13 protein-coding genes are annotated in these 19,737 nt (G+C 65.1%); 9 read left to right on the top strand and 4 right to left on the bottom strand.

Annotation, left to right across the window (positions count from 1 at the left end; genetic code table 11):
- Positions 1-18: 18 nt before the first annotated feature.
- Both ilvD and ACQR10_RS10840 read left to right on the top strand, forming a co-directional pair.
- Complete coding sequence (ilvD, locus tag ACQR10_RS10845; protein WP_316183065.1) at positions 19-1,860, top strand: dihydroxy-acid dehydratase; 1,842 nt, start codon at positions 19-21, stop codon at positions 1,858-1,860.
- 286 nt (positions 1,861-2,146) lie between these two features.
- Positions 2,147-2,668 (top strand): hypothetical protein, encoded by a 522-nt coding sequence (locus ACQR10_RS10840; protein WP_316215919.1) that lies wholly within the window; start codon positions 2,147-2,149, stop codon positions 2,666-2,668.
- Positions 2,669-2,773: 105 nt separating this feature from the next.
- Here ACQR10_RS10840 and ACQR10_RS10835 read toward each other — a convergent pair whose 3' ends face one another.
- The gene (locus tag ACQR10_RS10835; protein WP_410051401.1) at positions 2,774-3,946 is read right to left on the bottom strand and encodes a fatty acid desaturase; all 1,173 of its coding nucleotides are present in this window, start codon (positions 3,944-3,946) and stop codon (positions 2,774-2,776) included.
- A gap of 480 nt (positions 3,947-4,426) precedes the next feature.
- Positions 4,427-5,509, bottom strand: a complete 1,083-nt coding sequence (locus ACQR10_RS10830; protein WP_315801229.1) for an AI-2E family transporter — start codon at positions 5,507-5,509, stop codon at positions 4,427-4,429.
- Between the two features lie 1,059 nt (positions 5,510-6,568).
- On the opposite strand from ACQR10_RS10830, the gene ACQR10_RS10825 reads away from it, so the two are divergent.
- From ACQR10_RS10825 to ACQR10_RS10795, 7 genes are all read left to right on the top strand, one after another.
- The gene (locus tag ACQR10_RS10825) at positions 6,569-7,744 is read left to right on the top strand and encodes a transporter substrate-binding domain-containing protein (RefSeq protein ID WP_315801231.1); all 1,176 of its coding nucleotides are present in this window, start codon (positions 6,569-6,571) and stop codon (positions 7,742-7,744) included.
- Between the two features lie 14 nt (positions 7,745-7,758).
- Positions 7,759-8,382, top strand: a complete 624-nt coding sequence (locus ACQR10_RS10820; RefSeq protein WP_172131072.1) for an ANTAR domain-containing response regulator — start codon at positions 7,759-7,761, stop codon at positions 8,380-8,382.
- A 240-nt stretch (positions 8,383-8,622) separates the two neighbouring features.
- Positions 8,623-9,498 carry a nitrilase family protein gene (locus ACQR10_RS10815; RefSeq protein ID WP_315801233.1) on the top strand — a complete coding sequence of 292 codons (876 nt, stop codon included), beginning with the start codon at positions 8,623-8,625 and terminating at the stop codon, positions 9,496-9,498.
- A 46-nt stretch (positions 9,499-9,544) separates the two neighbouring features.
- The gene (locus ACQR10_RS10810) at positions 9,545-10,708 is read left to right on the top strand and encodes a substrate-binding protein (protein WP_316215918.1); all 1,164 of its coding nucleotides are present in this window, start codon (positions 9,545-9,547) and stop codon (positions 10,706-10,708) included.
- 62 nt (positions 10,709-10,770) lie between these two features.
- A complete protein-coding gene (locus tag ACQR10_RS10805; protein ID WP_315801235.1) occupies positions 10,771-11,607 on the top strand; it encodes a branched-chain amino acid ABC transporter permease in 837 nt (278 codons plus the stop codon).
- Positions 11,608-11,650: 43 nt separating this feature from the next.
- A complete protein-coding gene (locus ACQR10_RS10800; RefSeq protein ID WP_316215917.1) occupies positions 11,651-13,414 on the top strand; it encodes a branched-chain amino acid ABC transporter ATP-binding protein/permease in 1,764 nt (587 codons plus the stop codon).
- Positions 13,411-14,112, top strand: coding sequence for a branched-chain amino acid ABC transporter ATP-binding protein (locus tag ACQR10_RS10795; RefSeq protein ID WP_316215916.1), 702 nt, complete (start codon positions 13,411-13,413; stop codon positions 14,110-14,112). The genes ACQR10_RS10800 and ACQR10_RS10795 overlap by 4 nt, the downstream gene beginning before the upstream one ends.
- Here ACQR10_RS10795 and ACQR10_RS10790 read toward each other — a convergent pair.
- Together ACQR10_RS10790 and ACQR10_RS10785 are read right to left on the bottom strand one after the other, a co-directional pair.
- On the bottom strand, positions 14,109-17,231 hold the full coding sequence (locus tag ACQR10_RS10790; RefSeq protein ID WP_316215915.1) for an efflux RND transporter permease subunit: 3,123 nt from the start codon (positions 17,229-17,231) through the stop codon (positions 14,109-14,111). The two genes, ACQR10_RS10795 and ACQR10_RS10790, sit on opposite strands and share 4 nt — an antisense overlap.
- Before the next feature lie 42 nt (positions 17,232-17,273).
- The gene (locus tag ACQR10_RS10785) at positions 17,274-18,512 is read right to left on the bottom strand and encodes an efflux RND transporter periplasmic adaptor subunit (RefSeq protein ID WP_410051400.1); all 1,239 of its coding nucleotides are present in this window, start codon (positions 18,510-18,512) and stop codon (positions 17,274-17,276) included.
- Positions 18,513-19,737: the final 1,225 nt, after the last annotated feature.

The following is a 19,737-nucleotide window of genomic DNA, read 5'->3' as shown; positions in this document are numbered from 1 at the left end:
CGCCTGAGGAAACCCGTCATGCCCGCCTATCGCTCCCGCACCTCCACCCATGGCCGCAACATGGCCGGCGCCCGCGGCCTGTGGCGCGCCACCGGCATGACCAACGAGGATTTCGGCAAGCCGATCATCGCCGTCGTCAACTCCTTCACCCAGTTCGTGCCGGGCCACGTCCACCTCAAGGACCTCGGCCAGCTGGTCGCCCGCGAGATCGAGAAGGCCGGCGGCGTCGCCAAGGAGTTCAACACCATCGCCGTCGACGACGGCATCGCGATGGGCCATGACGGCATGCTCTACAGCCTGCCGTCGCGCGAGCTGATCGCCGACAGCACCGAATACATGGTCAACGCGCACTGCGCCGACGCGATGGTCTGCATCTCCAACTGCGACAAGATCACGCCCGGCATGCTGATGGCCGCAATGCGGCTCAACATCCCCGCGGTGTTCGTCTCCGGCGGTCCGATGGAGGCCGGCAAGGTCAACATCGAGGGCAAGCTGCGCAAGGTCGACCTGATCGACGCGATGATCGTGGCCGCCGACGACAAGGTCTCGGACGCCGACGTCGAGGTGATGGAGCGCTCGGCCTGCCCGACCTGCGGCTCCTGCTCCGGCATGTTCACGGCCAACTCCATGAACTGCCTGACCGAGGCGCTCGGCCTGTCGCTGCCCGGCAACGGCTCGGTGCTGGCGACGCATGCCGACCGCCGCGGCCTGTTCGTCGAGGCCGGTCACCTGATCGTCGACCTCGCCCGCCGCTATTACGAGCAGGACGATGCATCCGTGCTCCCGCGCTCGATCGCCAACTTCAAGGCGTTCGAGAACGCGATGAGCATGGACATCGCGATGGGCGGCTCGACCAACACCGTGCTGCATCTGCTCGCCGCCGCGCATGAGGGCGAGATCCCGTTCACGATGACCGACATCGATCGCCTGTCGCGCAAGGTCCCCTGCCTGTGCAAGGTCGCTCCCGCCGTGGCCGACGTGCACATGGAGGACGTGCACCGCGCCGGCGGCGTGATGGGCATCCTCGGCGAGCTCGCCCGCGCCGGCCTGCTGCACACCGAATTGCCGAGCGTCCATTCGGCCTCGCTGGCATCAGCGCTGGAGCGCTGGGACATCCGCAGCACGGCGAGCGAGAGCGTCAAGAACTTCTACATGGCCGCCCCCGGCGGCGTGCCGACGCAGGTCGCGTTCAGCCAGGACCGCCGCTACCAGGAGCTCGATCTCGACCGCGAGAAGGGCTGCATCCGCGACCTCGCGCATGCCTATTCCAAGGATGGCGGCTTGGCCGTGCTGACCGGCAACATCGCGCGCGACGGCTGCATCGTGAAGACCGCGGGCGTCGATGCCTCGATCCTGAAGTTCTCGGGTCCTGCGCGCGTGATGGAGAGCCAGGACGCCGCGGTCGAAGCGATCCTCACCAACAAGATCAAGGCCGGCGACATCGTCGTCATCATCTATGAGGGCCCGCGGGGCGGCCCAGGCATGCAGGAGATGCTGTATCCGACCAGCTATCTGAAGTCGAAGGGCCTCGGCAAGGCGTGCGCGTTGATCACCGACGGCCGCTTCTCCGGCGGCACCTCGGGGCTGTCGATCGGCCATGTCTCGCCGGAAGCCGCCGAGGGCGGCCTGATCGGCCTGGTGCAGGACGGCGACCGCATCGAGATCGACATCCCCAACCGCACCATCCATCTCGCAGTGTCGGATGAGGAGCTCGCCCGGCGCCGCGCCGCGATGGAGGCCCGGGGGGACCAGGCCTGGAAGCCGGCCAAGCGCGCCCGCAAGGTCTCGACCGCGCTGAAGGCCTACGCCGCGTTCGCCTCAAGCGCCGCGAAGGGCGCCGTGCGCGTGGTGAGGGATTGAGCCTTTAGCCCGCAGGACGGAGAAAGCATCTGCCTTCGCTCGACAGAGTGAAGGCAGATGCGTGCCTGCCGTCCTACTATGAGGCCGATTACTACGACCGACGGGCGGTGGGCATGGCGCGTCCACTGACACTCCGCACCAGCCTTTTACTCAATCTGAAATTGCATTCAACTCGTGATGGTTGATTCAGGTCAACGCCCGATCTAGCGCCGTGCCGATACTGTGTCAGCATAGGGCCGCACGCGTCCCGGCCGTCACGTCCGGCCCGCATGGATGGGAGACGATCATGTCACAACAGCCGCTCCTCGACGAGCCGCGCCTCGCCTACCAGATCATCGTCACTGCGCCGGGCACGAAATCGCAGAACTGGCACGGCGTGCTGTACGATCAGAAGGGCGAGCCCGTGACGATCGCCGCCGGCGCGACGGTCAAGACCGGCGTCGGCGTGTTCGTCGGCGTCCCCGAGAACCGTCCTTTTCATCCCTTTGGTGCGATCCACGCCGACACCATTGCCTGGATGAAGACGGCGCAGGGCAACGTCATCATGGACACCGAGCCCTGGGCCTACCGGCTTCATGTCGGCGCGGAAGGCTCCAAGAACGAAGGCTGGCAGGGCGAGTTGCTGCATGGTCGGGGCGTGGTCGGGCCCCAGCCCGGCAAGTTTGAAACGCCGATGGGACCGTTCATCTGGTTGGAACGGACTCACCCCTGGGGCCTCAGCGGCTGGTTCCACGCATCCTGGTCGGCGGCCCAACGACAGGCACCGGCCCAACGACAGGCACCGGCCAAACAAAGCGGCGCGGCCTGAGACGCGCGCGGTCGGCGCGCCTTGGTTTCCATCTGACGGCTCAACCCGCCGGGTCAGAACTTGTATGTGGGCAGGTCGCTCGCGCGCCCCTGCCTAATCTACGTACTATGGCTGTGACCCAGTGAGCTTCGGTGTCCTTGTCCGAAGCTCCAATGCTCCGGCTCCCGCTCCGGCGTCGCGGAACGACACCAGCCGGCGCTGCTTTTCGTCCCACAGCACCAGTCGGACGCAGCGCAGGCTCTCGGGCAGTGTGATGCGGCCGATCTCGCGCAGCTCGGGATGATCGCGCAGCACGACCGGCAGCCGGTAATAGGGAATTCGGCTTGAGAGATGGTGGACGTGGTGGATGCCGATGTTGGCGGTGAGCCAGTGCAGCCATGCCGGCAGGTCGTAATGTGAGCTGCCGTAGAGCGCAGCCTGCTGCTGCGTCCAGCGCTCGCCCCGCTCCCAGACGGTGTGCTCGAACTGATGCTGGACGTAGAACAGCCACACCCCCGCCATGGCGGCGAGCAGCATGATCGGGAGATGCACGACCAGGAACGCCTGGATGCCGATCAGCCACATCAGCCCGGCGACCACCAGGGCGATGCCGAGATTGGTGGCCATCGTGCTGACCCAGGGAGACCAGCCAGCACGCATGAGACCGAACGGAAGACGGTGCTGCAGGAAGAACAGGTAAGCGGGACCGGCCACGAACATGACCAGGGGATGGCGGTAAAGCCGGTAGCGCAGCCGGGCCCAGCTCGACCGCGCCTGATATTCCCGCACGGTCAACGTATCGATATCGCCGATGCCGCGCCTGTCGAGGTTGCCGCTACTGGCGTGGTGGATCGCATGCGTGCGCCGCCACCAGTCGTAAGGCGTCAGGGTCAGCACGCCCAGGATGCGGCCGACCCAGTCGTTCGCCTGACGCCCGGCGAAGAAGGTGCCGTGGCCGCAATCGTGCTGGATCATGAACAGACGCACCAGAAAGGCGCCGGCAGGAATCGCGATGAGCAACGACGCCCAGGCATGGCCGAGCGAGAACGCGAACCAGGCGGCCGTCCACAGCGCCACCAGCGGCACGGCCGTGATCACCAGCTCGGTCACGCTGCGCAGGCGGTTTGGCGTGCGATAGCTGCTGAGAATCTGCATCCAGTACCTTGCGTCGGCCGCCGCGCGGCCCTCGTCGTCGCCGGCGCGCAGCGTGGCGCGGTCCTTGGGCGGCACAGTCGCCATCGCGACTGGCTGATCGAACTGCAATGTCGTCTCCACCTTGTGTTCTTGGCGATCGCGCATGGCGCGACCGCAGCCAAATGGACCCCTGCGGACCGCCGCAGGCGCTCGAAACCAGAGCTTTCGCGGATTCAACCGGGGGTCGAAGCCAAATGATTCATCGTGCGCCCGACGATGAGCCGGTCTGGAAGAGCAGTCTGAGACATGCCCGCAGGAGAGAGGTCAAGGGCGCGCAGGACAGATCGTACAACGTAACCCGCCGGACTCCGCATTGCTAGGAGATGGCGGATTACGATCCGTTAATTCCCTCTTGTTTGCCGCGACGATATGGCGCTGCGCCGTTTTCTTCCGGGTTATTGCGGGGTGGGCCCGGGCTCCGCAGCCGCCACTGCACGAGACGACGAGCGCAGCGATGATCCCGCCAATGACGGCCTTTTGGTGGTCATGAATCCGGGCCGGCCCCTGGCGCTTCTGCCCGGGAATGACGGGAGCAGAATTCGAGTCACCCTCACGGTGGCGGTCATCGGCCCATCGTGACGTGCCTCATCGTCCAGTACCCTGCGTGGTGTCGTGCACGAACGCCCCATCGCCGCGCGCGTCGGAGAACATGTTCCAGATCGCGATGAACATTGCGGCGATGACCGGCCCGATGATGAAGCCGTTCAGACCGAACGCCTCGATCCCGCCGAGGGTCGAGATCAGCACGACATAGTCGGGCATCTTGGTGTCCTGGCCGACCAGGAGGGGACGCAGCAGATTGTCGACAAGCCCGATCACCAGGGCGCCATAGGCGATCAGGATCACGCCATGCCAGACCGATCCGGTGGCCAGCAGATAGAGCGCGACCGGAAACCACACCAGCCCTGCTCCGACAGCCGGAAGCAGCGACAGAAACGCCATCACGACGGCCCATAGCAGCGGCGCGGTGATGCCGAGGAACCAGAAGATCAGACCGCCCAGAGCGCCCTGCGCCAGCGCCACGACCAGATTGCCCTTCACCGTCGCGCGAATGACGACCGTGAACTTGCCCAGCAGCGCGTGCCGCTGCTCCGCGCGCAGCGGAATGGCGTTGGCGATACGCGCCGACAACGCCTCCTGATCGCGAAGCAGAAAGAACAGCAGATACAGCATGAGGAACAGATTGACGAAGAACTCGAAGGTCCCTTGGCCGATGTTCAGCGCCTGGCCCGCAATCATCTGGCTGCCTTTCAGCAGGCCGGCCGACAGCCTGTCCTTCAGTCCGGCCAGGCTGCCAAGTCCAAAACGGTTGAGGAGATCGACCACCCATGTCGGAAGCGCCTCCAGCATCTTCTGGAAATACTGCCCGAGGTCCAACTGGCCCGACTGCGCCTGGCCGTAGACACCGGAGGCCTGCTGCGCCAGCGCCGCCCCGATCAGCGACAGCGGCAGAATGACGATCAGGACGACCAGCAGTACGGCGACGGCTGCGGCAAGCCCATCTCTGCCGTGCATCGACCGCGACAATCGGCGGTGGAGGGGAGAAAACACGATGGCCCCCACGACGCCCCACAGCACGGCGGGGTAGAATGGCAGCAGGATCCAGCCGAGCAGCAGCGTGATCACCACGAGCAGGAACAACAGAACTCGGTCTTCGAAGCTGCGCATGTCAACTTTCCAGTCTGGCCGCGACATCTGGACGCGTGCCGTGGTCTTTCGAGCATCGCGAGTCGGCTATCGCCGAATCCAACAGGGGTCAACGCGCGAACGCGCCATTCGGGCTCCAAGCTGGTCGCGAGATCGATGCGGCACGTTGCATGACATCCATCATCGCGTCGCAGTCCATATCACTCAGCGCCGGTCGACCGAACCCGACGTCAGCGACTCCGATGTCGCCTGCCCTATCGCAGCGGACAGTGCGAGCCCGGACTCTGTAACCACGACAGCTCGAGATGAAGCGAGCTGGGCGTGGGCTCACCTCATCCTCGCAGGGGCCATCCTGAATATGGATTCCGGCTCAGCCACTGGCGCGGCTGCCCCGGAATACCCTGGAATGACGACAGATTACGTGGTCACTCGCTGCGGCAAAACACCGATTTTGCCCACGCGATCAACCACAAGACCGGTTTCAAGAGCCCTCGTCCAAAATAAATCGCTTCCGAAAATCAGCAAATCAGGCGTATGCTGCCCGCGTTCCGGTCCGGATGAGGGACGTACGCGTCGTCACGATACGTTGGGCCGGCAATGCGGTGGACGTGAGGGCATCGGCGCGCATCATGTGCGGACGAACGATGCACTTGCGGACGTGAAGTCGCGTGGTCCTGACACCCCGAAGCTGGTGTCCCCGCGGCAGCGTGCGAGAAGCGCGTCGTCGCGTACGGTGGCCAACAAGCCCGGTGCACCGAGGAGAGCGCGTATAAGCGTTAAAACCTCCGCGCAGGGAATGCCGGGATGTCTCGGCTGACCTGTGGTGACTGCCGCCTGCTTTTTTTCTGCAGGCGGGCCATGGGTGTGGCCAGCGCCCGGCATTCCCTGCGCCCTCATCATGTCACGAGGGCCCGGCCTATCGCATGACCCGGACGCACTGGGCGTCGCGGCGATGCTGCGGCTCGTCCTGATCCGGATCCTCGTCTGCGGCCTCCGCCCCGGTTGCCAACCGCGCGATGAGTCGCAATAAACAGCGCTTCCGAGCCGGCGCGACCGGCCCGTCGACCTGGAGGCATGATGATGACGACGAGACCGACCGCAAAATCATCCGACAAGGATGTCTGGCGCGTCGGCGTGCTGTTCTCACGCAGCGGCCTGATGGAGGTCACGGAGTCCGAGCATTTCTTCGGCACCGCGCTGGCGATCCAGGAGATCAACCGGGACGGCGGCGTGCTCGGCCGCGAGATCGAGGTCATCGCCTATGATCCGGGCTCGCAGCCTGAGACGTTCCGCAAGCTCGCCGATCGGCTGCTGACCGAGGACGGCGCCTCCGTCATCTTCGGCTGCTCGACCTCGGCCGAGCGCAAGGCGGTGCTGCCGGCGATCGAGCGTCGTAACGGCCTGCTGTGGTATCCCTCGCTCTACGAGGGTTTTGAATATTCGCCGAACGTGATCTACACCGGGCCGGCGCCGAACCAGAACGCGTTCCAGCTTGCCGAATACATCGTGCGCAAGCATGGCCCGCGCGTCTACCTGATCGGCTCGGACTACATCTATCCGCGCGAATCCAACCGCATCATGCGCGACCTCGTCGAGTCCTATGCGGGCCGCGTCGTCGGCGAGCAATATGTGGCGATGGAGGCGACCGATGCCGAGCTCTCGCGCGGCCTCGATGCCATCAGGGATGCCGCGCCCGACGTCGTGTTCTCGACCATCGTCGGCCGCACCGCGCAGCGCTTCTATCGCATGTATGCGCAGGCCGGCTTCGATCCGAAGCGGCTGCCCATCGCCAGTCTCACGATGGCCGAGGGCGAGGTCCGCGCCATCGGTCCCGAATATTGCGCCGGCCACCTCACTGCGGCGAGCTATTTCGGCACGCTCGCGCGCGACAGCAACGACCGCTTCAAGGCGGCGTTCGCGGCCGCCTTTGGCGCCGACAAGCCGGTCAGCATGTGGAGCGCCTCGGCCTATGCGCAGATCAAGCTGTTCGCGCTGGCGTTGGCGCAGGCGGGCAGCCTCGATACCCAGAAGCTGGTCGAAGCCGCGCTCGGCCTCAGCCTGGAGGCGCCGGAGGGACCGATGCGGATCGATCCCGACAACAACCACGTCTGGACCACGCCGCGCATCGGGCGCGTGCGCGCCGACGGGCAGTTCGACATCGTCTGGGAGAGCAAAAGCCCGATCAAGCCGGACCCGTATCTTTCAGTGTCGCCGATCGGTGGCCGCTGGCTGAGCGAAGAGGCGCTCTCAGCATGAGGCCGGATGACCGCATGAAGCCGGGGGTGCGCCGGCTGATCGAGGAGCTGCGCGGCGCGCGCGTGCTGGTGATCCATCCGCGCGATGCCGAGGGCGATGCGCTGATCGACCAGCTCAAGCGCATCGGCTGCAACGTGCGCGGCGTGTGGCCGCCGCCGGCCGCGATCCCGCACGACATCGACACCGTGTTCCAGCTGATCGAGACCTCGGAGGAGATGATCTTTCCGGAAGGCACCAGCGAGCATCCACTCACCTTCATCGCCATCGTCGACTACGAGAATCCGACCATCCTGAAGCGGCTGCTCGACAGCAACGCGCATGGCGTCGTCAACAAGCCGATCCGCTCGTTCGGCATCTTGTCGTCGCTGGTGCTCGCGCGCTCGCTGCGCGGCTACACGCGCAGGCTCGAGGGCAAGGTGCAGAAGCTGGAGGAGACCTTGAAGGCGCGGCGCGACGTCGACAAGGCGGTGAAGATCCTGATGGGGCTGAAGCAGGTCGGCGAGGTCGAGGCCTATGAGCTGATCCGCGCGCAGGCGACGCAGAAGCGCGTCGCGATGGCGGATATCGCGATCTCGATCATCAATGCGCAGGAGACGCTCGGCGGATTGGGTGTGCTGGATGCGCCGGCCTCGCGCTGAGCGGGTGTTTCCGCGCTCATGCGCTGGGCAGTCGCGGCCCGAAATTTTTGCAGCCGATGGCGTTGACTTCGTATCAAGCATGGGAATTACTTGAGGACGTCGCGGACATCGGATGTCCGCCAATGGCCGGTCGGCCATTTCACATCAGGCTATGCAGCCCTCGCATTGCGCCGCAAGGCGCAGTCGGGGGCTTTTTGTTTGGCGCGCGCGACCCTCGCGAACGCAACGGAGACTCGTGCCTTGACGACGGATGACGACAGCAAAGTGCGGATCGCCTGCATCCAGATGCAGCCGATGGTCGGCGAGTTGGCAACCAACCTCGCCCACAGCCTCGATCTGATTCACCAGGCCGTGGCGCAAGGCGCCAGGCTCGTGGTGCTCCCCGAGCTCGCCTCCTCCGGCTACGTATTCAAATCGCGCGAGGAGGCCTTCGCCGCCTCCGAGACCATTCCAGGCGGTCCCGCAGTGACCGCCTGGAGCGAGATCGCCGCCGAGCACGGCCTGCATCTCGTGGCAGGGATCTGCGAGCGCGACGGCGCCAAGCTCTACAACAGCGCCGTGCTGATCGGACCGAACGGCTATATCGGCACGTTCCGCAAGGTGCACCTGTGGAACGAGGAGAACCTGTATTTCGAGCCCGGCAATCTCGGCTTCCCCGTCTACCACACCGAGATCGGCCGCATCGGCATGGCGATCTGCTACGACGGCTGGTTCCCGGAGAGCTATCGTCTCAATGCGCTGCAGGGCGCCGACATCGTCTGCGTGCCGACCAACTGGGTGCCGATCCCCGGCCAGGCGCCGGGCCGCGAGGCGATGGCCAACATTCTCGCCATGGCCGCCGCACATTCCAACTCGATCTTCATCGCCTGCGCCGACCGTGTCGGCATCGAGCGCGGCCAGCCGTTCGAGGGTCAGAGCCTGATCGTCAGCTACACCGGCTGGCCTGTCGCCGGTCCCGCGAGCCGGGACAAGGAGGAGATCGTGGTCGCCGACGTCTCGCTCGGCGAGGCCCGCCGCGCCCGCAACTGGAACGCCTTCAACCAGGTCCTGCGCGACCGCCGCTCCGATGTCTATGACGAGATGCTCGGCAGCGAGGTCAAACGGGGGTGGTACTGACTGCTCCACGGCAATTTTCATCTCGACCATTCACGGAGGACAATCGATGACGTCGCGTTTGATCACCACCTCGCTGGCGCTCGCCCTTGCGGCGGGAACGGCACTCTCGCCTGCTCTGGCCGCCGATCCGATCAAGATCGGCGTTCCCGTCGGCCTGTCGGGCGCCAACTCCGTCGTTGCACCGTCGGTGGTGCAATCCGCCGAGCTCGCGGTGGAGGAGATCAACGCCAAGGGCGGCGTGCTCGGCCGCAAGCTCGCGCTCGAGGTCGCCGATGACGCCTCGGGCGCGGCCGGCGCCCAGAAGGCATTCGACGCGCTGATCTTTCAGAAGAAGGTCAACGTGCTGATCTCGATGGAGACCAGCGCGGCCCGCAACGCCGGCCTGCCGATCGTCGCCCGCGGCAAGACGCCCTACATCTACACCTCGTTCTACGAGGGCAAGTCCTGCAGCCCCTATCTGTATGTCAACGCCTGGGTGCCGGACCAGCAGGTGCCGCCGATCGTCGACTACTTCAACAAGGAGAAGAAGGCGAAGAACTATTTCCTGATCGGCTCCGACTACGCCTTCGGCCGCGGCATGCTCGGCTTCACCAAGAGCTACATCGAGAAGACCGGCGGCAAGGTGGTCGGCGAGGAATATCTGCCGATGGACGGCTCGGACTGGACCTCGATCATCTCCAAGCTCAAGACTTCCGGGGCTGACGCGCTGATCACCTCGACGGCGGGCGGCGCGCCGAACGTGACCCTGACCAAGCAACTGCGCGCCGCCGGCGTGAATCTGCCTTACGGCAACCTCGCCGTCGACGAGGGCACCGCCAAGGGCATGGGTGCTGATGCCGCCGGCATCTATCTGTCGGCCTCGTACGTCACGGGCATCGACACCCCCGCCAACAAGACCTTTTTGGCGGCGATGGCCAAGAAGTTTGGTGCCGAGCTGAAGACGCCGAACGATCTGTCGGTTCCGGAGTATGAGGCGGTGTACGCCTACAAGGCGGCGGTCGAGAAGGCCGGCAGCACCGACCAGGACAAGGTGCTGAAGGCGCTGGCCGAGGTCTCGGTCGACGGCCCGCGCGGCACGATCAAGATGGACAAGCAGCGCCATGCGCCGCTGACGATGTATCTCGGCCAGGTCCAGGCCGACGGCAGCGTCAAGGTGATCCAGAGCTTTGCGAACGTCGATCCCGGAGCGCAGTGCCCGGGCAAGTCCTGATCGCGTATGCTCCCGCGGGGCGGACGCGCGTCCGCCCCGCAACCTCTCGACCGGGAATGACCATGCTGACCGTCGCCCTCGATGCCGTCACGACGGCCGCCATGCTCTTCATCATCGCCGCCGGCCTTCTGATCGTGTTCGGCGTGATGAAGATCATCAACTTCGCCCATGCCGCCTTCCTGACCGTGGGCGCTTATGCAGCCCTGGTCGGCGCGCAACTGGGCCTGCCGTGGTTTCTGATCCTGCCGCTCGCCTTCGTCGCCGGCGCGGTCTGCGGCGGCGTGACGGAGATCGTGATCGTCCGCCGGCTCTACAAGCGTCCGCTCGATGCGATCCTCGCCACCTGGGGCCTCGGCATCGTACTCGGGCAGCTCATCACGCTGATGTTCGGCCGCGAGGTGCAGTTTGTGCAAGCGCCGATCTCGGGAACGGTGCATCTGTTCGGCGCCGATTATTCGGCCTACCGGCTGGTGATGATCGCCGCGGCCATCATCGTCGGCCTGCTGTTCACCGCTCTTCTCAACGGCACGCGGCTTGGTCTGTCGACCAAGGCCGTGATCATGAACGAGATGCTGGCGCAGGGCCTCGGCGTCGACTCCTCACGGGTCAGGCTGATCACCTTCGCACTCGGCAGCGGGCTCGCCGCGCTGTCGGGCGCACTGATCACGCCGCTGTCGAGCGTCGACCCGAACATGGGCGTGCCCTGGCTGATCGGTGCGTTCATGCTGGTCATGGTGTCCGGCGGCTCGCTGCTGGCGCTGGCCGGCTCCTGCGCGGTCCTCGGCACCCTTCAGGTCCTGGTTTCGACCTTCGTCAATCCGATCCTCGGCGGTCTCACCATCGCGATCTGCGCCGCCGTCGTGCTGCGGATCCGCCCGGAGGGTTTTGCCCGTGCCTGATGCGCGCCCCCTCGCCTCTCCTGTGTCCCCAACGAAGCGCGCGATGCCGCTCCTGATCGTCCCCGCGTTGCTGGTCGCGCTCGCCGCCGGCGTGATCGTCGTGGCGCCGCTGCTGCTCGATACCTACCTCGTGAACATCCTGGTGCGCGCCTGCTTCGTCGCCATCGCGGCGATCACCGTCGACATCATGTGGGGCTATTGCGGCACGCTGACGTTCGGCCAGTCCGCCTTCTTCGGCATCGGCGCCTATGCGCTCGCGATCATGTTCACCGAATATGGCTTCGGCCCCTGGCAGATCTGCGCCGCGATCGGCGCAGCCGTGGTGGTGGCGGCCGCTGTCGCCGCCTTCACTGGCTGGCTGTCGTTCTACCCTGGCTCGACGCCGCTCTACGCCTCCGTGATCTCGCTGGTGGTGCCGATCGTGCTGGTGCAGATCCTCTATTCCGGCGGCACATTCACCGGCTCGTCGAGCGGACTTGTCGGCTTCGAAAGCTTCGATCTGGAGATCGAGACCTGGCTGCGACTCGCTGGTTTCGGATTGCTGGCGACGGCGACGCTCGCGCTCGTCGTGATGCGCAGTGACACCGGACGTCTGCTGGCGGCGCTGCGCGACAACGACGCACGCTGCACCTATCTCGGCATCGACACGTCGCGGCTGCGTATCACGGTGCTGGTATTGTCCGCGATCGTCTCCGCGCTGGCCGGATTCTTTTATGCCGGATTCGGCGGTATCGCCGCGCCCGAAAACGCGAGCTTCAGCTTCGGAACCAACCTCGTGATCATGGTCGCGCTCGGCGGCCGCGGCACCGTGATCGGTCCGGTGATCGGCGCGCTGTGCATCGAGGTGGCGAGCGCCTACCTTGCCAATAGCCTCCCCTATGTGTGGGAGCTGATCGTCGGGCTTGCGCTGATCATCGTGATCCTTGTCTTCCCGGACGGTCTGCTTGGCGCTGTGATGCGCCTGGTCAAGCGCGGCGGTTCGGGACGGCGCACTGCGACGACGCTGCGCCCGGCCGCTGCCGCCACGGCGGTCAGCAATCCGGACGCCGTTGCCATCGAAGTTCGCGCGCTCGGCAAGCATTATGGCAGTCTCGCAGTGCTGGACGGCGTGCAGTTCACGGCATATCGCGGCGAATTGCTGAGCCTCGTCGGTCCCAACGGGGCTGGCAAGACCACCTTGATCCGCTGCCTGTCCGACGGCCGCGAACGCTCGACCGGCGACGTCGCGATCGCCGGCCACGACATCGTACGGCTGCCGCCGGATCGCGTCGTTCGGTTTGGCCTGGGACGCAAGTTCCAGACGGCATCGGTGTTCGAGACGCTGACCGTCGCAGAATGCCTGCGCGTCGCGCGGACACATGCTGATCCTCCCGCACTGACCTCGCGCGCGGTGACGCTGGCGCTGCCGCCTGCAGCCATGTCGGTCGTCGAACGCTCCGGGCTCAGCGAGCGGCTCGATGAGGAAGCGCGCAATCTGAGCCACGGGCTCAAGCAGGCACTCGAGCTCGCGATGGTGCTGTCGCTCGAGCCCGACGTGCTGCTGCTGGATGAGCCAACCGCCGGACTGACGCGCGCGGAACGGCAGAGCTTCGCCGACATCCTCACCGCCCTCGCCCGACGCGACCGGCTCTGCATTCTCCTGGTCGAGCACGATCTCGATTTCGTGCGCGAGATCTCCTCGCGCATCATCGTGCTGCACCAGGGGCGCCTCGCGCTCGACGGCTCGGTCGACAAGGTCGTGAACAGCGAGCTGGTGCGCGAAATATACACCGGACAGCATGTTCCGCATGCGGAGGCCCTCGCATGAGCAGCGTGCTGGACGTCAGCGAGCTGGCGAGCGGCTACGGCTCGTCGGAGGTGATCAGCAATGTGGGTTTTGCGCTTGGCAAAGCCGAAACCCTCGCCATCGTCGGCAAGAACGGCATGGGCAAGACGTCGCTGCTCAAGGCCATCGTCGGCTTCCTGCCGGCCTGGCGCGGCCGAGTGAAACTTGCAGGCAAGGACGTAACGCGGATAGCGCCGCATCTGAAGCGGAAGATGGGGCTGGTCTATGTTCCCCAGGAACATGCGCTGTTCCAGGACCTGTCGGTCCGCGACAATCTCAGGCTTGGCGTGCTCACGGACGATGACATGACCGCGCGTTTCGAGCAGGTCGGCGGCTGGTTTCCGGTGCTGACCAAGCGGCTGAGCCAACGGGCCGGCACGCTGTCCGGCGGCGAGCAGAAGATGCTGATCGTCGCCCGCGCGTTGATGGCGAAGCCCGACGTGCTGCTGCTCGACGAGGTCACGGAAGGCCTGCAGCCGTCCGTCGTCGACCGGCTGTCCGAGGTGCTGGTGCGCGTCCGGCGCGAGATCGGCACCTCCATGATCGTGGTCGAGCAGCATCTGCCGTTCGCGCTCTCGATCAGCGACAGATACCTCGTGTTCAAGCGCGGCGAGATCGTCGATGCCGCCGCGGTCGATCGTGACTCCGCCGCGCGCATCGACGAGCACATGCGCATCTAGCGGACCCGTCGCCGCGAGAACAGCGAGATCAGCACCGGCAGCGTGATTAGGATGACCATCGGGGCCAGCATCATGCCGGTGACCACGACGATCGCGAGCGGCTTCTGCACCTGCGAGCCGATGCCGGTCGACACCGCGGCCGGCATCAGGCCGATGCCGGCAACGACGCAGGTCATCAGCACCGGCCGCAACTGCAATTCGCCGGTGCGGATGACGGCCTCGATGCGGTCGACACCCTCGTCGATCAGCTGGTTGAACTGCGACAGGATGATGATGCCGTCCATCACGGCGATGCCGAACAAGGCGATGAAGCCGATCGCCGCCGAGACGCTGAACGGGATTCCGGTCAAGACGAGGCCGACCACGCCGCCGAAGATCGCCATCGGGATCACGCTCATGGCGAGCAAGGTATCGGCCATCGAGCCGAAATTGAACCACAGGAGCACGCCGATCAACGCGAGGCTGATCGGCACCACGATCGACAGCCGCTTGATCGCATCCTGCAGATTGCCGAACTCGCCGACCCACTCGACATGCGAGCCCGGCGGCAACTGCACCTGGTCGGCGACCTTCTGCTGCGCCTCCTGGATCGCGCTGCCGAGGTCGCGCTCGCGCACCGAGAACTTGATCGGCAGATAGCGCTCCTGCTGCTCGCGATAGATATAGGCCGCGCCCGACACCAGCTTGATGGTGGCGACCTCGCTCAGCGGAATTTGCGTAATGCCGTTCGGCCCCTGCGCACCGATGCGCAGATTCTCGATCGCCTCCGCGCTCTTGCGATATTCCGGCGCCAGACGAACGATGATCGGGAAATGCCGGTCGGAGCCGGGCTCGTAGAGATCGCCCGCGGTGTCGCCGCCGATCGCGACCTTGATGGTGGCGTTGATGTCGCCAGGCGCGAGCCCGTAGCGCGCCGCCTTGGCGCGGTCGATGTCGATCTGCACGGTCGGCTGTCCGAGCGAGGTGAACACCGCGAGATCGGTGATGCCCTGCACCGTCGACAGCACCTGCTTGATCTTGTTGGCGGTATCCGTCAGCGCCTGCAGATCATTGCCATAGAGCTTGATCGAGTTCTCGCCTTTCACGCCGGAGACGGCTTCGGAGACGTTGTCCTGCAGATATTGCGAGAAATTGAACTCGACGCCGGGGAAGCGGTCGTCGAGCTGCTTCAGCAACTCCGCGGTAAGCTGATCCTTGTCCTTGGTGCCGGGCCAGTCCTTCACCGGCTTCAGCGGCGCGAAGAACTCGGCATTGAAGAAGCCCGCGGCATCGGTGCCGTCGTCGGGACGGCCGTGCTGCGAGACCACCGCATCGACCTCGGGCCGCGCGCGGATGATCTTGCGCATCTCGTTGACGTAGGCGTTGCCCTCCTGCAGCGAAATCGTCGGCGGCAGGGTCGCACGGATCCAGAGATTGCCCTCCTCCAGCTTGGGCAGGAATTCGAGCCCGAGCAGCCGGCCGACCACCACGGTCAGCAGCACGAGACCGATCGCGCCGGTCATCACCAGATTGCGGTTGCCGACCGCCCAGCGCAGCACCGGCGAATAGATCGCGTGCAGCAGCCGCATCAGCCGGGTCTCGGTCTCCTCGACATGTGCGGGCAGGATGATCGCGCTCAGCGCCGGCGTCACGGTGAAGGTCGCAAGCAGACCGCCGGCGAGCGCATAGGCATAGGTGCGCGCCATCGGCCCGAAGATGTTGCCCTCGACGCCGCTCAGGGTGAACAGCGGCAGGAACGCGGCGATGATGATCGCGGCGGCAAAGAAGATCGAGCGCGACACGTCGGCGGCCGCCGACAGGATCGCGTGGCTCTTCATGCCCATCATCGTCTCGGGCGAGATGTGGCTCTCCTCGGCCTCGGACAATGGCGTGGTTTGCGTCAGCCGGCGGAAGATCGCCTCGACCATGATGACGGTGGCATCGACGATCAGGCCGAAATCGATCGCGCCGACCGACAGCAGGTTCGCCGACTCGCCGCGCAGCACCAGGATGATGACGGCGAAGAACAGCGCGAACGGAATCGTGGCGCCGACGATCAGCGCGCTGCGCAGATTGCCGAGGAAGATCCACTGCAACAGCACGATCAGACCGATGCCGACCACCATGTTGTGCAGCACGGTGTGGGTCGTGGTGTCGATCAGGTCCTTGCGGTCGTAGATGCGCTCGATCCGCACGCCCGGCGGCAGGATGGTGGAGTTGTTGATCTGGTCGACCAATTGCTCGACACGGGCGATGGTCGGCGAGCTCTGCTCGCCGCGCCGCATCAGCACGATGCCCTGGACGATGTCGTCATTGTTGTTGAGGCCGGCGATGCCGAGCCGCGGCTTCTCCGCCACCGTGACGTTGGCGACGTCCTTCACCAGCACCGGGTTGCCGCCGCTCTGCGACACCATGGTGTTGGCGAGGTCGTCCATCGAGCGGATCAGGCCGACGCCGCGGACGACTGCCGACTGCGTGCCGATCTCGACCGTGTTGCCGCCGACATTGATGTTGGAATTGCCGACCGCCTGCAAGAGCTGCGGCAGGGTCAGGCCGTTGGCAACCAGCTTGTTGAAGTCGACCTGGATCTCATAGGTCTTGGTCTTGCCGCCCCAGCCGGTGACGTCGATGACGCCAGGCACGGCGCGGAAGCGGCGCTGCAGCACCCAATCCTGCAGGGTCTTGAGGTCGAGCACGCTGTAGCCCGGCGGACCGCGCAAGCGATAGCGATAGATTTCGCCGACCGCACTCAGCGGCGAGATCTGGGGCGTGACATTGCCCGGCAGCGGCGACAGTTGCGACAGGCGATTCAGCACCTGCTGCAAAGCTTCGTCATAGGTGTAGTCGAACGAAAACTGCAGCTTGACGTCGGACAGGCCGTACAAGGAAATCGTGCGGATGGTGCGCAGGTTCTTGATGCCGGCGACCTGGGTCTCGATCGGGATCGTGATGTAGCGCTCGATCTCCTCGGCCGAGAGGCCGGGGCTCTGCGTCACGATGTCGACCATCGGCGGGGTCGGATCGGGATAGGCTTCGATGTTGAGCTGCCGGAACGCGATCAGGCCGCCGATCAGGACGGCGACGAACATTCCGACCATCAGGAAGCGCCGCTGAACGGCGATGGCGACGAGACGGTCCATTCAGATCGGCACTTTCAGGAAGGCAGGCAGGAGAAGCGCATGTCAGCTGCCCGAGGCTGCGCGATCGATGAACAGGCTGCCCTTGGTGACGATCTGCTCGCCCGCGCTCAGATTGCTTTCGACCGCGACCTGGTCGCCATTGATCAAACCGGTCTTGATCTTGCGCAGCTCGATCGACTTGTCGGGACGGGCGACCCAGACCCGGACCTGGCTGCCTTCGTAGATCAACGCCTGTCGGGGCACCGCGACGGCGGGCTGTTCGCCTGGCGAATAGATCGTCACATTGGCGAACATCTCCGGCTTCAGCAGCCCGTCCTTGTTGTCGATGGTGGCGCGGACGAGCAGCCTGCGGCTCGTCGGGTCGATCGAAGCGGCGACGTAGTTGATGCTGGCCTTGAGCGGCCGGCCGGGCAGCGCCAGCACGTTGACGAGGATCTCCTCGCCGACGTTCACCAGCGCCGCGTCGCTCTCGCGGACGAAGGCGGTGAGCCAGACCGTGGAGAGATCGCCGATCACGAAGACCGGGTCGCTCGCGCCGGAATTGACATATTGTCCGGGGCCGACCTTGCGCTGCACGACCGTGCCGGCGATCGGCGAGTAGATGGTGATCTCGCGGTCGATCACGCCCTTGCTCTGGAAATCGGTGATCGCGGCATCGGTGAAGCCGAGAATGCGCAGCTTGTTGCGCGCGGCCTCCAGCGCCGTTTGTGACGACCGCATGTCGTTCTGAGCCTGAACCGAGGTCGCCTCCGCCTGCTGGAAATCCTTCAGCGGAATCGCCCGGCCTTCGAACAGGTCCTTGGCGCGCTTGTACTGGATGTCGGCGAGGTCGAGCGCGGACTTTGCCTTGTTCATCGCGCTGATGGCGGCGATGAAATCGTTCTGGGCCTGCACCGTGTCGGCGGCCTCGATCACGAACAGCGGCTGGCCCTGGCGCACGGTTTCGCCGGGACGGGCGAGCAGCTTGGTGACGCGGCCGGCATAGGGCGAGAAAACCGGTGTCGAGCGATCCTCGTCGACGGCAACCTTGCCCTCGGTAATGTGCTCGGCACGAAATATCTTCTCACACACCGGCTCGATCGTCAGCGTCGACCATTCCGCCGCCGACGGCGTGAAGGTGGTGCCGTTGCGCTTGGACTGGCTGGAGAGCTCGATATTGTCTTTCGCCGCCGATCGCGACGGGAGCTGCATGTAGCCATAGCCGCCCGCGCCGGCCATCGCCAGGGCAGCAAGGCCGATCAGCAGCCGCTTGGTGCTGAGCATCTGCGGAGATGGGTTCATGTCAGACGCCATGGCTGGTCAAATCGGCTGGTCAGGTCGGCTCGCGTGATCGGTCGACGATTCCGGCTTTTGGCGGTCTCATCGTCGCGCTAATAGTGCGGAACTGGAGCTTTAAACAACCTAAAAATCGCCCCACTCGCCCCTGTTTTGCTTTAAAAATTTGAAAGTTGAACGACAGTCGTTCAGCTTGCATTCAGCTCGTTCCGGGCAATCGCGAGTTCACTGCAACGCACCATGAGCGCCTCGAACGACGCGGCGGATCGCCGTGACGGTGTTGCAGGCCTGCCAGCCAACCTCTGCGGGTACGCGCCTACTCCAGCGCGGCGGGGTTGGGGTCCAATTCGAACGGGCCCGCCACCCCCGGCGCTTCCGCCAAAAATCGACTCATGGTTTCCATGGCCCTGTGATTGGTAACGGTCCCTAGCGCGATCATCGATTGCACCTCGATCAGGTGGCTGTGACACGCACATGAAGGCGCCCTCTCGCGGCGCCGATGCGTCCGAGTCTTGCCGATCGCTTCACCCTCTCGTGAAGAGGGCGCAGGGAAGGCCAGGCGCCGGCTGGCGCCTGCGGCCCGCCTGCGAAAAAAATGCAGGCGGCAGGTACCACAGGTGCAGCCGAGAACGCCCGGCCTTCCCTGCGCGACGGTTTTCACGGTTATAGCGCGCTCTCCCCGGTGTCCGGCTTGTTAGCCACCGTCGTCTACGGGATCATCGTCACCCGCGAACTTGACGCCAGCATCGGGGCGCCAGGACCACACGCCTTCCCGTCCGTATCACGCCGTTCGTCCGCGTAAGCCAAGGCTACGCTGCGGCATGAACACAGCCATCGCTCCCCGCCCCGCGTGTCGTGACGATCGCGCGCTACGCCCCTTTTCATGGAGCGGGATGCGCGGAATAGAGCATGATTTCGGAAAAAATGAAAGAGGAATTTTGGAGTGGAGCGAAGTTTTCCGGATTTCTGAATTCCAATGATGCGACCTCTGCCGGTGGGCAGGTCGCGCAGCGCCGTTATCAGCTTAAGTTAGGTCCTGGATGCGCTGTGAGATACAGCGCCCTCTCCCCTTGTGGGAGAGGGCATCTCCGACCTGTCCACAAACGCGATTGGGTGAGGGGTATCTCTCCGAAAGCAACGACCGTGGAGACAGACCCCCATTGGCGCTAACTTACCAAATTAACGCTTGGTATTCTCGTTTTCTTGGCGGCTCTCGGAGATGGCGTTGAAT

It is taken from the genome of Bradyrhizobium sp. HKCCYLRH2060, assembly GCF_051168135.1.
In the GTDB taxonomy this organism is placed as follows: Bacteria; Pseudomonadota; Alphaproteobacteria; order Rhizobiales; family Xanthobacteraceae; genus Bradyrhizobium.
Note: the sequence above shows the minus strand (reverse complement) of the source record. Positions and strands in the feature narration are given on the sequence as shown.

Excerpts from the sequence above, each read along its gene's own strand:
- ilvD (WP_316183065.1), top strand. The coding sequence starts at position 19 with ATGCCCGCCTATCGCTCCCGCACCTCCACCCATGGCCGCAACATGGCC.
- ACQR10_RS10840 (WP_316215919.1), top strand. The coding sequence starts at position 2,147 with ATGTCACAACAGCCGCTCCTCGACGAGCCGCGCCTCGCCTACCAGATC.
- ACQR10_RS10835 (WP_410051401.1), bottom strand. The coding sequence starts at position 3,946 with ATGCGCGATCGCCAAGAACACAAGGTGGAGACGACATTGCAGTTCGAT.
- ACQR10_RS10830 (WP_315801229.1), bottom strand. The coding sequence starts at position 5,509 with ATGCGCAGCTTCGAAGACCGAGTTCTGTTGTTCCTGCTCGTGGTGATC.
- ACQR10_RS10825 (WP_315801231.1), top strand. The coding sequence starts at position 6,569 with ATGACGACGAGACCGACCGCAAAATCATCCGACAAGGATGTCTGGCGC.
- ACQR10_RS10820 (WP_172131072.1), top strand. The coding sequence starts at position 7,759 with ATGAAGCCGGGGGTGCGCCGGCTGATCGAGGAGCTGCGCGGCGCGCGC.
- ACQR10_RS10810 (WP_316215918.1), top strand. The coding sequence starts at position 9,545 with ATGACGTCGCGTTTGATCACCACCTCGCTGGCGCTCGCCCTTGCGGCG.
- ACQR10_RS10805 (WP_315801235.1), top strand. The coding sequence starts at position 10,771 with ATGCTGACCGTCGCCCTCGATGCCGTCACGACGGCCGCCATGCTCTTC.
- ACQR10_RS10800 (WP_316215917.1), top strand. The coding sequence starts at position 11,651 with ATGCCGCTCCTGATCGTCCCCGCGTTGCTGGTCGCGCTCGCCGCCGGC.
- ACQR10_RS10795 (WP_316215916.1), top strand. The coding sequence starts at position 13,411 with ATGAGCAGCGTGCTGGACGTCAGCGAGCTGGCGAGCGGCTACGGCTCG.
- ACQR10_RS10790 (WP_316215915.1), bottom strand. The coding sequence starts at position 17,231 with ATGGACCGTCTCGTCGCCATCGCCGTTCAGCGGCGCTTCCTGATGGTC.
- ACQR10_RS10785 (WP_410051400.1), bottom strand. The coding sequence starts at position 18,512 with ATGAACCCATCTCCGCAGATGCTCAGCACCAAGCGGCTGCTGATCGGC.